The 14072-nt window shown below is 67.1% G+C and carries 10 protein-coding genes; 8 read left to right on the top strand and 2 right to left on the bottom strand.

Annotated elements, in window-relative coordinates; all coding sequences use genetic code 11:
- Nucleotides 1-53: 53 nt before the first annotated feature.
- The gene (locus tag ACO2Q1_RS07360; RefSeq protein WP_423328843.1) at nucleotides 54-2201 is read left to right on the top strand and encodes a protein-disulfide reductase DsbD family protein; all 2148 of its coding nucleotides are present in this window, start codon (nucleotides 54-56) and stop codon (nucleotides 2199-2201) included.
- 29 nt (nucleotides 2202-2230) lie between these two features.
- On the top strand, nucleotides 2231-2893 hold the full coding sequence (locus tag ACO2Q1_RS07355; RefSeq protein WP_423328842.1) for a redoxin domain-containing protein: 663 nt from the start codon (nucleotides 2231-2233) through the stop codon (nucleotides 2891-2893).
- On the opposite strand, the gene ACO2Q1_RS07350 is transcribed toward ACO2Q1_RS07355, so the two are convergent.
- Together ACO2Q1_RS07350 and ACO2Q1_RS07345 are read right to left on the bottom strand one after the other, a co-directional pair.
- Entirely contained in the window at nucleotides 2890-4668 is a 1779-nt protein-coding gene (locus tag ACO2Q1_RS07350) for a DUF885 domain-containing protein (protein ID WP_423328841.1), read from the bottom strand. The two genes, ACO2Q1_RS07355 and ACO2Q1_RS07350, sit on opposite strands and share 4 nt — an antisense overlap.
- Nucleotides 4669-4678: 10 nt before the next feature.
- Nucleotides 4679-5554 carry a sulfite exporter TauE/SafE family protein gene (locus tag ACO2Q1_RS07345; RefSeq protein WP_423328840.1) on the bottom strand — a complete coding sequence of 292 codons (876 nt, stop codon included), beginning with the start codon at nucleotides 5552-5554 and terminating at the stop codon, nucleotides 4679-4681.
- Nucleotides 5555-5740: 186 nt separating this feature from the next.
- Here ACO2Q1_RS07345 and ACO2Q1_RS07340 point away from each other — a divergent pair, with 186 nt between their 5' ends.
- From ACO2Q1_RS07340 to ACO2Q1_RS07315, 6 genes are all read left to right on the top strand, one after another.
- Entirely contained in the window at nucleotides 5741-7822 is a 2082-nt protein-coding gene (locus tag ACO2Q1_RS07340; protein WP_423328839.1) for a glycosyltransferase, read from the top strand.
- Nucleotides 7823-8048: 226 nt separating this feature from the next.
- Nucleotides 8049-8291, top strand: coding sequence for a hypothetical protein (locus ACO2Q1_RS07335; protein ID WP_423328838.1), 243 nt, complete (start codon nucleotides 8049-8051; stop codon nucleotides 8289-8291).
- Nucleotides 8292-8300: 9 nt separating this feature from the next.
- A complete protein-coding gene (locus ACO2Q1_RS07330; RefSeq protein ID WP_423328837.1) occupies nucleotides 8301-8810 on the top strand; it encodes a hypothetical protein in 510 nt (169 codons plus the stop codon).
- Nucleotides 8811-8887: 77 nt separating this feature from the next.
- Complete coding sequence (locus ACO2Q1_RS07325) at nucleotides 8888-10177, top strand: nucleotide sugar dehydrogenase (protein WP_423328836.1); 1290 nt, start codon at nucleotides 8888-8890, stop codon at nucleotides 10175-10177.
- Entirely contained in the window at nucleotides 10178-11539 is a 1362-nt protein-coding gene (locus tag ACO2Q1_RS07320; protein ID WP_423328835.1) for a glycosyltransferase family 2 protein, read from the top strand.
- 107 nt (nucleotides 11540-11646) lie between these two features.
- On the top strand, nucleotides 11647-14067 hold the full coding sequence (locus tag ACO2Q1_RS07315) for a glycosyltransferase (protein WP_423328834.1): 2421 nt from the start codon (nucleotides 11647-11649) through the stop codon (nucleotides 14065-14067).
- Nucleotides 14068-14072: the final 5 nt, after the last annotated feature.

The following is a 14072-nucleotide window of genomic DNA, read 5'->3' as shown; positions in this document are numbered from 1 at the left end:
GCGTCGCGTTTGATCCGGAACGCCCCACCGAACGCCTCTGCCCGGAGACGCGCTTGCGCCGCCTGACCGCCCTCTTGATGCTCGTGCTCGGCCTGGTGCTCGCGGGCCGTCCGGCCTGGGCCGAGACCGGGCCCCAGCGCAGCGAGCGCATCGAAGCGGAACTGGTGGCGATGACGGCGTGGGCGACGCCCGGCTCGACCCTGATGGTGGCCGTTCGTCAGGACATCCGGCCGGACTGGCACACCTATTGGCGCAATCCGGGCGATTCCGGCGGGGCGACGACGCTGGTCTGGAGCCTGCCGGCGGGCCTGAGCGCGGGCGATATCGTCTGGCCGTTGCCCGAGCGACAGCGGATCGCGACCCTGGTCAACTACGGCTATTCCGGCGTGGTCTATCTGCCCGTCCCGATCACGATTCCGGCGAACGCGCCGACCGACCAGACGCTGCGCCTGCGTGTCGAGGCGCGGTTCCTGGTCTGCAGCGACGAGATGTGCGTGCCGGACGACCTCAATCTGGCGCTGGACATTCCGGTGCGTGACGGCGCGCCGCCTCTGGTTCCCGAGCACGGCGCGGCGATTCAGGCCGCGATGGCCGCCACCCCCCAACCGGCGGGCATCGAGGCGCGCGCGACCCTGGACGGGGGCGTTCTGACGCTGACGGCCGCCGGCGGTCCGGCCGGTGGAGGGGAGGCGAGCCGCGCCTGGTTCTTGCCTTTCCAGGGCGGGGTGATCGATCATGCCGCGCCGCAGACCGGCGAGCGAGGACCGGAGGGCCTCACCCTGCGTCTGAAACCCGGCGGGGTTCTGGCCGCCGGCGGGTTGAACGCGCCGCTTCCGGGCGTGCTGGTCATCGACGGCAAAGGCTATGAGATCGTCGCGAGCCCCGGCGAGCCCCTGGCGGGGGCGTCGGGAGGCGGCGGCCTGACGGATGCAGAGGCCGGATCGTCTGAACGCGGCGGCTGGGGCCTCTTCCTCCAGGCGGCCCTGTTTGCGTTTCTCGGCGGGATCATCCTGAACCTCATGCCCTGTGTCTTTCCGATCCTGGCGATGAAGGCGGCGGCCCTGGCCTCGGTGGGCGGGGATCGGGCCGAGGCGCGTCGAGACGGACTGGGCTTCCTCGCGGGCGTTCTGGCGACCTTCCTGGTGCTGGCGGCCGCCCTCCTTCTGCTGCGTGCGGGCGGTCAGGCGGTCGGATGGGGCTTCCAGCTTCAGTCGCCGGGCGTGACGGCGGGACTGGCCCTGCTGATGCTGGCGGTGGCGTTGAACCTGTCGGGTGTCTTCAATGTCGGGGCCGGATTGCAGGGCGCGGCGAGCGGGCCCTTGTCGCGGCTGCCAGGGTGGGCCGGAGCCTTCTTCACCGGCGTCCTGGCCGTGGCGGTTGCGGCGCCCTGCACGGCGCCGTTCATGGCCTTCGCCCTCGGCGCGGCGCTTGTCCTGCCCTGGCCCCTGGCGCTGACGGTGTTTCTGATGCTGGGTCTGGGTTTCGCCCTGCCGTTCGTCGCGGCCAGCCTGACGCCCGGCCTGATTCGACGCCTGCCGAGGCCCGGGCCGTGGATGGACCGGCTGAAGGCCGTTCTGGCGTTTCCGATGTATGGCGCCGCCCTCTGGCTGGCCTGGGTTTTCGGTCAGCAGGCAGGGGCCATGTCTTCCGCCCTGCTGCTGGCGGGCGGGCTGGCGCTGGCCTTCGCGCTGTGGCTGGGCGGGACGGCTCAGGTGGACAGAGCGTCGGGTCGCCGAGCGATCGTGGCGACGATCTGTGCGGGCGCGGCCGCCGTTCTTGCGCTGGGCTTGACCGTGCTGGCCGCCCGCAGCGCGGTTGCCCCAGCGGCCGGGGAGGCCGCCGCCGGTCGCCTGGCGTCCCAGCCCTGGTCGGCTGCGACGGTCCAGACCGCCCAGGCGGAGGGACGTCCGGTCTTCGTCAACTTCACCGCCGACTGGTGCGTGACCTGCAAGGTCAATGAGCGCACCTCGCTGAGTTCCGCCGCCGTCGCCGAGGCGTTCGAGGCGGCCAACGCCCTGTATCTGGTCGGGGACTGGACTCTCCGGGACGACAGCATCGCCGCCGAACTGGAGCGGCACGGCCGATCGGGCGTTCCCCTGTATCTTGTCTATCCGGCCGGCGGCGGCGCGCCGGTCGTCCTGCCGCAACTGCTGACAGAAGGGGTGGTCACGGCCGCTCTCGAAACCGCCGCCGCACCCTGAGCCGACTTTTCACCTGGAAGGAGACGATCATGAGACGCCTGTTCGCCGCCGCATCCCTGTCCGCCCTGATGCTGGCCGCCTGCCAGCAGCAAACCGCAGAACCCGCCGCCAAACAGACGACCGAGGCGGCGCAGCCGTCGAACGGCGTGTCCGGCATGGCGCCGGCCTTCACCCTGGTCGACTCCGAGGGCGCCCAGCGGTCTCTCGCCGACTTCCGCGGCAAGATGGTCATTCTGGAGTGGTCGAACGAGGGCTGCCCCTATGTGAAGAAACACTACACCGGAGCCATGCAGGCGCTGCAGCGAGAGACGGCGGCCGACGGGATCGTCTGGCTGACCATCATTTCCTCCGCGCCCGGAACCCAGGGCTATGTCGAGGGCGAAAGCGCCCGGAACTGGAAGACGCGCTTCAACGCCGGCTACACCCATCTGCTGCTGGACCCCACCGGACAGGTGGGACGTCTGTATGACGCCAAGACGACGCCGGACATGCGCATCATCGGGCCGGACGGACGGATCCTCTACGCCGGCGCCATTGACGACCGGCCGACCAACAAGCCCGAGGATCTGGAAGGCGCCAACAACTTCGTCCGCGCCGCCCTCGCCGACATCGAGGCCGGGCGCCCGGTGGCGACGCCCTACGCCACGCCGTATGGGTGCGCCGTCAAATACGCCGACGAACAGACGGCTTAAGGCGTGACGGAAGGCCGGGTCTGGTTCGCGATCCAGCGATCGATCCGGCCTTCCAGCACCTCCAGGGTGACGCCGCCGTCCGCGAGCACCGCGTCGTGGAAGCCCCGGATGTCGAAGTGGTCGCCGAGCGCCGCCTCGGCCCGCCGACGCAGCTCCCAGATTTTCAGTTCGCCCCATTTGTAGGCCAGGGCCTGACCGGGCCAGGCGATGTAGCGGTCGACCTCGGTCGAGATCTCGTGCGCCGACAGGGCGGTGTTGGCGGTCAGGTAGTCGATCGCCTGCTGACGGCTCCAGCCCTTGTCGTGGATGCCGGTGTCCACCACGAGGCGACAGGCGCGCCACATCTCGTAGCTGAGCCGCCCGAAGTGATCGTAGGGCGTCTCATAGACCCCCATTTCGACCCCCAGAGCTTCCGCATACAGGCCCCAGCCCTCGCCGAAGGCGTGCGGGTAGAAGTTCAGGCGGAATTCGGGGACGTCCTGAAGCTCGCGGGCCAGGGCGCCTTGCAGATGGTGCCCCGGGACCGCTTCGTGCAGGGACAGGGCCGTGACGTTGAACAGCGGTCGGGTTTCCAGCGCATAGGTGTTGACCCAATATTCACCGGCCGCCCCCGGCGCCCCCGGATTGTACCGTCCGCCGGTGTAGTTCGGAGCGAGGTGAGCCGGGACGGCGCGCACCGTGAACGGCGTGCGCGGCAGGCGACCGAAATACTGGGGCAGTCGCCCCTCGATGCGTTTGGATGCCCAGGCCGATCGATGGAGCAGTTCGTCTGACGTCCTGGGATAGAAGCGCGGGTCGGTGCGGAGAAAGACCTGAAACTCCGGGAACGCGCCGTCGAATCCGGTCTGGGCGATGATCGCGTCCATCTCGCCCCGGATGCGGGCGACCTCGGCCAGACCGACCTCGTGCACCCGGTCGGGGGTCGGGTCGGGCAGGGTGGTGAAGTAGCGGACCAGATCGGCGTAATAGGCGGCGCCGTCCGGCATATCCCGGGCCCCAAGCGAGGTTCGAGCGCGGCGACGGTATTCGGTTTCGAAGAAGCTCTGGAAACGGGCGTAGGCGGGCGCCACCGACTGGGTCAGAGCCTGCCGTCCGGCCGCCGTCAGCCGCTCGCGTTCGGCGACGGGGATGGCGGAGGGGAAGTCGGCGAACGGGGCCCACAGGGGCGAGTCCTCGGCCTGGGCGTATTGGGCGCCGGCGATGATGCGGGACACCCCGGCCAGGATTTCCGCCGGCTGGGTGAACCCTTCGTCCAGGCCGAGGCGCATATTGGCGATGTTCTGGTCGAAGTAGCGCGGGACGTCGTTCAGGCGGGCGACATAGGCCTCATAGTCGGCGACGGTTCTCGGCGCGGCCTGTTCGCCCAGAGAGAGGATCGAGGCGTAGAAGCCGCTGTCGCTGTTGAAGGGGATTCGCCAGTCGCGATGGGCGGCCAGGATGACCCGCTGGCGCACCATGAAGATGAACAGGTCCAGCGACACCCGCTCCTGTTCGCTCAGGCCCGAGCGGTCCATGGCCTCGGCGCGCGCCAGCAAGGCGCGGTCCTGGTCCAGCCGACGGGCCTGGGCGGCGGGCGACACATCGGGCAGACGATCGTTGAACCCCGCCACGCCGGCTTCCGTCGCCGCGAGGGGATCGGCGGCGTAGACGGCGGCGCGCTCGTCCTCGAACAGGCGCGTCAGGGCGGCGCTGGGCGATTGGGCGGAGGCTTGGGAGGGCGCGACGGCCAGAGCGATCACGGCGATCGGCGGAGCGATCAGGTGCAGATGGGTCATCATGCCTCCGTCAGGGTTTGGGGGCGGGATCGGGGTCGCCGCCCTTGAGGGCCGACCACAGAAGGACGGCGGCGGCGTACAGCACCACGACCACCACGCCCCAGCGCAGGGCTTCCAGCGGCAGGGACTTGACCACGAACGCGGCCAGCAGAACCGCCGGTATGCCGCCGATCGCCATGCCCAGCACCAGTTTCAGGTCGATGCGGGGGCCCTTGATGAAGCTGAAGGCGCTGACCGGCATGAGGAAGGCGCAGGCGCCCATCATGATCGGAAACGCCGCCTTGGGGTCGAGGCCGAACAGGCTGAGCAGGATCAGGGAGGGAGCGTAGAGGCCGATGCCGAAGGTCATCAGCGCCCCCATGACAAAATGCGCCGCGACCGCCGCGGCAAACAGACCGCCGGACAGAGCCAGGGCCTGGCCGCCGCCGGGCATGAGCTTGAGATTGGTCAGGGCGTACAGGACCGCAGCGATCAGCAGGGCGACGCCCACGACGGCCTGGACCACGCGCACCGGAAGTTTCTGGACGATGGGGGCCCCGACCAGCGACCCCGCGACCGCCGCGCCGATGCAGGCGGCCAGCAGGATCGGATCAACCTGCACCAGATTGATGAAGACCAGGGCCTGGGTCACTGTCGGCAGGCAATGCCCGGCGATCAGGACGGCGGGAAGGAAACTGTCCGGGATCAGCTTTCTGAGCTTCAGCCATGCGGTGGTGGGGGCGAACGAGCCGATTCCCAGGGTGTCGAAGAAGTTGGCGACGGCCCCGACAGCGACGCCCTCCGGGCGGAGGGCCAGGTCCCCACGTCGCCGGGCCTCGATGATCAGGCGCGCGGCATAGGCCAGGGCGAGAAGGGAAAGAGCCCCCAGCAGGATCGGCACGATCATGTCAGCCTCCGAACGGCGGCAGCCGCACTGACGACTTCATCACGATCCGAGATCGTATACAATAATCAAGATCGACGACGCACGGGCGAGAGGGTGGACTTCGCGACGATTCTCCATAGGGTCGGCGAGCCGGGCGTTCGCGATCGTCCTGCGCATCCCCGCCGCCTGAATCCTGTCGAACCCACCATGTCGATACGCCCGGAAGACCTGCTGTCTTCGGAAGAATTCGACGGCGATTGGTATGCGGCGCGCTATCCCGACGTGGGCCTGTCCGGACTGTCCCCTGTCGAGCACTACTGGCGGTTCGGCGCGGTGCTGGGACGAGACGCGGGGCCCGTCTTCAGCCCTGTCTTCCATGACGCGGCCTGTCCACCGCCTGACGGGCCGTCGCAGATTCCGGCCCTGTTCCGCCACCTTGCCGCCCGAGAGGCGGGAACGCCGGTGATGGACGGCGGTCGGGTTCTGTATGCGGCGGCCTGCGTTCAAAGGCGACTTGATTACGCACGGGCCCGGACCATCGCCGAACGGCATATCCCCCCGGAGTTGGCGCACACCCTGGCCATGCTGGATGTGAACCGGCACGCCGCAGGCGGGGAGAGCAGGGCGCTGATCGAGGCGCTCAACACATATCTGGCCGGTGCGGCGTCTCCGGCGGTCCGCAGGGCGCGCGTCAGCGACAACATCATCAACGACCTCGAGGCGGTGGTTCCGGAACATCGGCCTGACGGCCCGCTGGTCTCGGTCCTGATGACGACATTCAACGCCGCCGATACGGTCGAAGCGGCCGTGACGTCCATCCTGAACCAGTCATGGCGCCGCCTTGAGCTGATCATCATCGACGACGGCAGCACCGACGACACCTGGAAACGCCTCAAGGCGCTCGAACCGCGCGATCAAAGGATCTCGCTGCACCGAAATCCGGTGAATATGGGGGCCTATGTCTCCAAGAACATCGCCAGTCGCCTGGCGAAGGGGCTCTGGCTCACCTGCCAGGACGCCGACGACTGGTCGCACCCGCGCCGTATCGCGGACCACATGGATTTCGTCGCGCGGGAGCGGGCTGCGGTCAGTGTGATGCGCATGGTCCGACTGAGATCCGACGGCAGTTGCCGGTCCCTGTCGCCGGTCTCGCGCAACTCTCCGGATGGGGTGGCCAAGGAGGCGCCGATCTCCGCCCTGATCCGCCGCGATTTCTTCGACCAGAATCTGGGGGCGTGGGACAGCGTCAAGGTCGGGGGCGACAGCGAGATGCTGCATCGCGCGCGGACGACCGCGCCGTCCGCCTACGTCGACTTTCCCTATGTGGGCATGATCTGCCTGGACGGCGATCATGGCCTGACCAGCGATCCGGTTCTGGGCATCAATCATGTGTCCGGTCCCACGGGGCCGCGTCGCGCCTATGTCGAGGCCTGGCGGGCCTGGCACCAGACCCTGGCGTCCGGCGGTTCGACGGCCCTGGCCTTTCCGCCGAACGAGATTGCAGACCGACCTTTCGCCGCCCCGGAGCCGTTCCTGGCGCCGGCGCCCGCGGCTCGTCGAGCCTTCTACGCCATCGCCGGAGTCGAGCGCTTGGCGCCGGCGCCGACAACCATGGTGTGCGTGTCGAAGCGGCCCGAGTTCGCGCCCCGGATCGCCCGGATGATGGACGAGCAGCGCCATCCCGATCTGAGTGTTGTTTTCGTCGCGGACGGGTACGACGGCGAGATCGTCAGGGCGCAGTTCCGACAGATCGCCAAGGTGACGATCCTGCGAGGCCCCGCCGACGCCCCCCTGGGCGCTCTGCTGAACCTGGGCGTGGACGCCAGCGACACCGACCTCGTCGCCAAGATCGACGACGATGATCACTATGGACCGAACTACATCCGACGCGCCGTCGCGGCGCTGATGCACAATGAGCACGACCATGTGGCCCTGACCGGCAAGGCCCTGGCCTACTGTCATGTCGAGAGCGGCGACGCGTTCGGGCTTCCCCAAGGGGGCGCGCGGCCGAATGCTCTGGTTGAGCGGGTGTTCGGGGGCACATTGCTGTGGTCCCGGGACAAGGCGTCACATCAGCGGTTCGAGGCCCGGCCTCACGGTGAGGACCAGGCTTTCTGCCAGGCCTTGCTGGATGGGGGAAAGGGCGTCTGGTCGGCTGATCCCTACGACTATGTCTATGTCCGACGCGGTCCTGGCGGGCACCATGCCTGGAGCGTCGACGACGAGACTTTCGCCGCGAACCTCGGTGGAGCGCCGCCGGGTCTGGACCTGGACGCGGCGTTCAGCTGACCGGGTCGGCGCCTCCTTGAGCGTCGTCCGACATTTCTGACCCCCGCGTCTGGATTTCCGTCACGGCTTCAAGCTATGCCCATCCCATCGGGTTTCGGCACGGGAGATCTTCGTGGAACTGGTTGGACTGCAAATCGTCGCATCTGAAGGCCTTTTCAGCGACGACTGGTGCGAGCCCGAGGTTCGTCTGACCGTGAGGGTCGAAGCCGCGACGAACGAGGTGCGCGTGGCCGCCTGGGTCAAGCCGGAAGAGGATATGCCGAGCGCCCTGTTCATCGTGGCCGCATCGACGTCGGCCTCGACGGCGGATTTCGCCCGCCTCGGCGAACTGAAGGAGTTCGCCTTGCCGGTCGCGCTCGCCGTAGGAGAGAGCGTCGATCTGCGCATCCGGACACGGCACCGCGCCGCGAACGTTTTGCCGGATACGCGGGACCTTTCCTTCCTGCTCGTTCGTCTCTCGGCGCACTGAGGTCGGACGATGGTCACGCCAAACGAGGCCTCTCCCATTTCGCTCTCCTCGACCGCCGGTGAGGCGCAGCTTCGCGCGGAGATCGACGAACGGTTTCGGGAACTGGCGCTGTTGACCCGTCATATCGAGCAGCGCGAGGCGATGTTCGATTCGACCTTGGCGGATCTTGAGCGTCGGCTCGCCGATCAGGCCGTCGACGTCGAAGCGCTTTGGGCGCTGGCCGAACGCCTCGATGGTCGTGCGGCTGAATCGGCGGGGGCGCCGGCGGCCGATTCCTCATTGGTCGAGAGTTTGAACGGTGAGATCGAGGCGCTGCGAGCTGAAGCTGCGGCTCTGCGAGATCAGAGCGAACAGCAACGCCGGGACTATGTTGCAACGATCGAGTCCCTCCAGCAGCAGGCGGAGGTTAGTCGCGACCTCCCGGACGCTTCGTTTGATCGGGCTGAGTGGATCGCGTTGGAAGATTTGGCCCGTCGGCAGGACGAGGAACTTCGACGCCTTCAGGGCCAGGCCGGCTGACGCCGGGTGCCGGGTCGTGCCGCGAGCAGTGTCGGGCGGCGTCGTGATGGGGTAGAGGCGTCTTTATGGACGCGCCAGTGACCCGCTTGCCCCCGCTCGATGACGCGCGCATCGCGGTGATCGGACTCGGCTATGTCGGGTTGCCGCTGGCGGTGGCTTTGGGCCGAAAATACCCGACGGTCGGCTTCGATGTGAACGCCGCCCGTGTCCAGACCCTCCTGGACGGCCGCGACGAGACCGGAGAAGTGGCCGACGCGGACCTGCGGGAATCGGTCGGTCTTCGGCTGTCGAGCGACATCGATGCCCTTGCCGAGTGCAACGTCTTCATCGTGGCTGTTCCGACGCCGATCGACGCTTCCCGTCGCCCGAACCTGGCGCCCCTGATCGCCGCGTCAGAAGTCGTGGGGCGATATATCCGTCAAGGCGGAGTGGTGGTCTATGAATCGACCGTCTATCCGGGCGCCACGGAAGAGGACTGCCTGCCGATCGTCGAAAGAGAGTCCGGCCTGACGTTCAATCGGGACTTCTTCGCCGGCTACAGCCCCGAACGCGTGAACCCCGGCGACAAGGCCCGGCCGCTGACCAAGATCGTCAAGGTCACCTCGGGTTCGACGCCCGAGGCGGCCGATTTCATCGACGCCCTGTACGCCAGCATCATCGAGGCCGGCACCTATCGTGCGTCATCCATCCGGGTGGCGGAGGCGGCCAAGATCATCGAGAATACCCAGCGCGACGTGAACATCGCCCTGGTCAATGAACTGGCCATCGTCTTTTCTCATTTGGGCATCGACACCAATGAGGTGATCGAGGCGGCGGCGACCAAGTGGAACTTCATCAAGCTGAAGCCCGGCCTGGTCGGAGGGCACTGCATCGGCGTCGACCCCTATTACCTGGTCCATAAGTCGATGTCGGTCGGCTACATCCCCGACATCATTCGCTCGGCGCGAGAAATCAACGACGGCATGGCGCGGCACGCAGCCTCCCGCCTGGTGAAGACGATGATCCAGCGTGGGCTGCCCGTGAAGGGCGCGCAGGTCCTGGTGGTCGGCGTCTCTTTCAAGGAGAACTGCCCCGATATCCGCAACAGCAAGGTGATCGACCTGCTGTCAAACCTGCGCGAATACGGGCTGGAACCGCATGTCGTTGACGGGGAAGCTGATCCGGACGAGGTGCGCCGTATTTTCGGCGCCAATATCGATCGCCAGCTACCGCGAACGGGCGCCTATCAGGCGGTGGTCGTCGCGGTGCCCCATGACGAGGTCGTTGCCGGCGGCGTTGATCGCCTGCGAGCGCTGCTGGCGCCTGACGGGGTTCTGTTCGACCTCAAGGCCGCCTTTCCCATCGATGCGAGCGACCTGAGGCTGTAGATGGCAGCCTTGGATGCTTCGCTGGATGCCGTTTTCGGACGCGGACTGTTCGATCCGGACTGGTACGCGGCGACTTATCCCGACGTCAGGGACCTGAGGCTGGACCCCGAGCATCACTATCGTCGCTATGGCCATGCGATGGGGCGCGCGCCGGGGCCTGAGGCGGCGGCGGACTCCGACCTCGCTATCGCCCTGCTGCGAGCCCCGCCCCCGGAGTTCGGAGAGCTTCAGGCCGCCGACGCGATCTGTCGGACCGGGGCGACGCGACAGGGACTGTTCTTCGCCGAATTGCACGCGACGTCGGCATCGTCCGCCGCGATCGACCTTCTGCGCGCCAATGCCGCCCTGGCGGCGGGAGACGAGAGCGGCTGGCTGGCCTGTCTGAATCGCTATCTGACAACTCGGGGCGCCGGCGCGGTGATGCTGGGTGGGGGCGCTTCGCTCATTGATCGGTTCATCGGGACAGCGTCGGAGGCGGTGACGTCCGGGCCCAAGGTGTCGGTCCTCATGCCGGCGCGGAACGCTGAGGACACGCTGGTCGCCGCCGCGACGTCGATCCTGAACCAGAGTTGGCGCAACCTTGAACTGCTGATCGTCGATGACGCCAGCACCGACGCCACCGGCGCCGTCATCCAGGAACTCGCGCGCCGGGACCCGCGCGTAAAGGCGTTCAGCAGTCCGGTCAGCGTCGGCCCCTATGTCTGCAAGAATATCCTGCTGGAGGTGGCCCAGGGGGCCTGGATCACCGGCCATGATGCAGACGACTGGGCCCATCCCCAGCGTCTGGAAGCCCATATGGGCGCTGTCCTCCAAGAAGCGACGGCGCCGCCCGCCAGTCTGACGCACATGCTGCGTCTCGCGCCGGACGGTCGGTTTGTGAGGATCGGGGCACGATCGGAGTTCTCGCCGGACGGCGTGCTGCGGCTGGCGTCCGTGACCTGCCTCTATCAGGCCGACTTCCTGAAGCGCCGGCTCGGGGGGTGGGACAATGTCCGATTTGCGGCGGACAGCGAACTGATCGCGCGGGCGAAGCGGCTGATCGGCGGAGCGTTCCGAACCTACGAACAGGTGTCCATGCTCTGTCTGGACCTGGAGAGCAGTCTCACCAACGATCCTGCGTACGGCGTTGACCAGATGGGCAGGCTGTCGTCGGTGCGCCGGATCTACAGTGACGCCTGGGCCGCCTGGCATGGCTCCTTCGCCCAGGACTCGTCCGCCGGCGAGCTGCCGTTCCCGCCCGGACCGGGTGAGCGTCGGTTCCGGGCCGGTGACGAAATGACGGTTCCGCTGGATGAGATTCTCAGAAGCCGCGCGGCCGTGCTGGATCAACATGCCTCCGACGGCGCTGCGAGGTCGCTCTGAGGCGGCGGGGACTTCTCCCGGAGCGGCATAAGACGTATCCCCTGACCCGAGTCGCAAACGCTGCGGGACAAGGTTGCGAGACAGGGCGCGAGGTCTGGGTTCGGGTGATGGATTTGCTTATCGACCACAGGGTCGAAGTCGAGTTCGACGAGGCCTGGTACGTGGCGCGCTACGGCGACGTCGAATACGCCGAATTCGATCCCAGGACGCACTGGCTGAAATACGGAAGCCGGATGGGGCGCGATCCGTCCCCCGACACGCCGATGGCCTTCTATCGGCAGACTCACGGCCATCATGCCAAGGCGTTCGAGAATCGCACGGCGGGCGCTTTCGAACGGCTGAACGAGGATCCCGACCTGCCGGCGGACAGCCAGTTCGTGCTGAAGGCGGCGTCGGAGATCGTCGAGACTCACGGCCACGATCTCGCCCTTCGCCTGGCCGAGCGTCACCTGCCCGAGGATTTACTCGGCGGCCTGGAAGCGCTGAAGGCCAACGCTGCGGCGGCTGCGGGCGACTTCGAAGGATGGACCGCGTCCATCAACCGATATCTCGCCGGCCAGGGATTGGCGCCGATTATGCTGGACATGTCCCGGCCGCAGCTGGTCGATCGCTTTTCTTGCCGCGAGGTTTCCCGACGCACGGGCGGGCCTCTGGTCACGGTGCTGATGCCGGCGTTCAACGCGGCGGACACCGTCATGGGCGCGGCAGGATCGATCCTCGCCCAGAGCTGGTCAAATCTGGAACTGATCATCATCGACGACGCCAGTTCGGATGCGACCTGGCAGCGGCTTCAGGCCTTGGCGCAAACGGATCCGCGGGTGCGGATCCTGCGCAATGCCGAGAACGTCGGGCCCTATGTATCGAAAAACCTCGGTCTTCGGCTGGCGCGAGGCCAGTATGTGACCGGTCACGACGCCGATGACTGGGCCCACCCGCAGCGGATCGAGCGGCAGGTCGGATTTCTGCAGGAGGCGGGCGAGCCGTTCTGCCTGACCGGCATGCTAAGGCTCGACGCAGACATGAAGGTGACCCGGTTCGCCAAGATCGGGCGGAACTGTTTCGACGGCGTCGGGTCTGCGGCCTTTATCTCCCTGATGATCGAGCGGCGCTGGCTTCAGGGCGTCTATGGCTTCTGGGACGAACTTCGGTTCGGCGGCGACAGCGAATTGATCCACCGCATCGAGACGGTCGAGGCGCGGATCATTCCGCGCCTGCCCGAGTTCGCCATGTTCGCCATCGACATGCCCGACGGCCTGACCAACCATCCCGATCACGGCTATGCGCCCGGTCGCCCCTCGGCGGTGCGCAAGAGCAATCGGAGCAAGGCGGCCCGATGGCATTCCAGTCTCGATCGATCGACGGCTTATCTGCCGTTCCCGCATAGACCGCGAAAGTATCCCGCCGAGCCGGAATCGCTGAACCCGCACGCGAAGGTCGCCGCCAACCTGGCGGTCGCTACAGAGTCTCCTGCGCCGGAGCGCCAGCTAAAGGCTCAGGTCTGTATCGTGACGCACCTCAACTTCACTGGAGGAAACACCTCGACCACCCTGGAGGAGATCCGCGTGCTCCGGGCGGGCGGCGTGGACATCAAGGTCGTGCACTGTCCGGTGGCGTTCAGCCTGAAGAACGGCGACCATTTCGACATCTCCGACAAGTTCCGGGAGCATGCCGAGATCATCCGGCATTGGTGGGACGTTGACGGCATAGAATGCGACGACCTGATCGTTCGCCATCCCCGCGTCATCACCTCGCCGGCGTTCGCACGATTGGCCGGCGGCCTACGCGCGGGCCGGGCCTGGTATGTGATCAACAACTCGCGCCACGCGATCAGCGGCGGCCAGGTCTATGACCCTGACGTCCTGCGCCAAATCATCCGCCGCGCAACCCCGGACAGCTATGCCCTTGCTCCGATCAGCCCGCGCATACGGGCGGAGTTGCTGGAGACATTTTCTGATCAGGAACTGACGGCGACCGACTGGAATCCGACCTTTGACGTTGAAAGCCATGTCGGCGAGGTGGCCGAAGCCCTGACGTTCCCGATCGTCATCGGTCGCCATGGTCGGGACGGCCCGGAGAAGTGGCTGGAAGACCCGAATGAGCTCCGCGCCGCCTATCCAGCCGACCGCGATTTCCAGATCCACATCCTGGGCGGGGCGGTCATTCCCCAGAGGCGTCTCGGCGGGCTTCCGAAAAACTGGACCGTGCTTGACTATGGCGCGATCGATCCGTGGACCTACCTCGATCAGATCGACCTCTTCGTCTACTTCCCCCACACCCAGTGGCGCGAGGCCTTCGGCCGGACCATCGTCGAAGCCTTGATCAGGGGGCGCCCGGTTATCCTGCCCGCGTCGTTCCGTGAGCATTTCGGCGACATGGCCTACTATGCCCAGCCGGACGAGGTGCGGGATGTGGTTCGCGAAATCGTCAGGGGATGGGTGAAGACGGGCAGGGCGCGTCAGCGGGACATACAGGCACGGGCGGTGGAGGAATTTTCGTCCGGTGCGGTTGAACGCCGATTCACATCCTGAATGTA

Origin of the sequence: Brevundimonas sp. VNH65, from assembly GCF_049445955.1 — a bacterium.
In the GTDB taxonomy this organism is placed as follows: Bacteria; Pseudomonadota; Alphaproteobacteria; order Caulobacterales; family Caulobacteraceae; genus Brevundimonas.
Note: the sequence above shows the minus strand (reverse complement) of the source record. Positions and strands in the feature narration are given on the sequence as shown.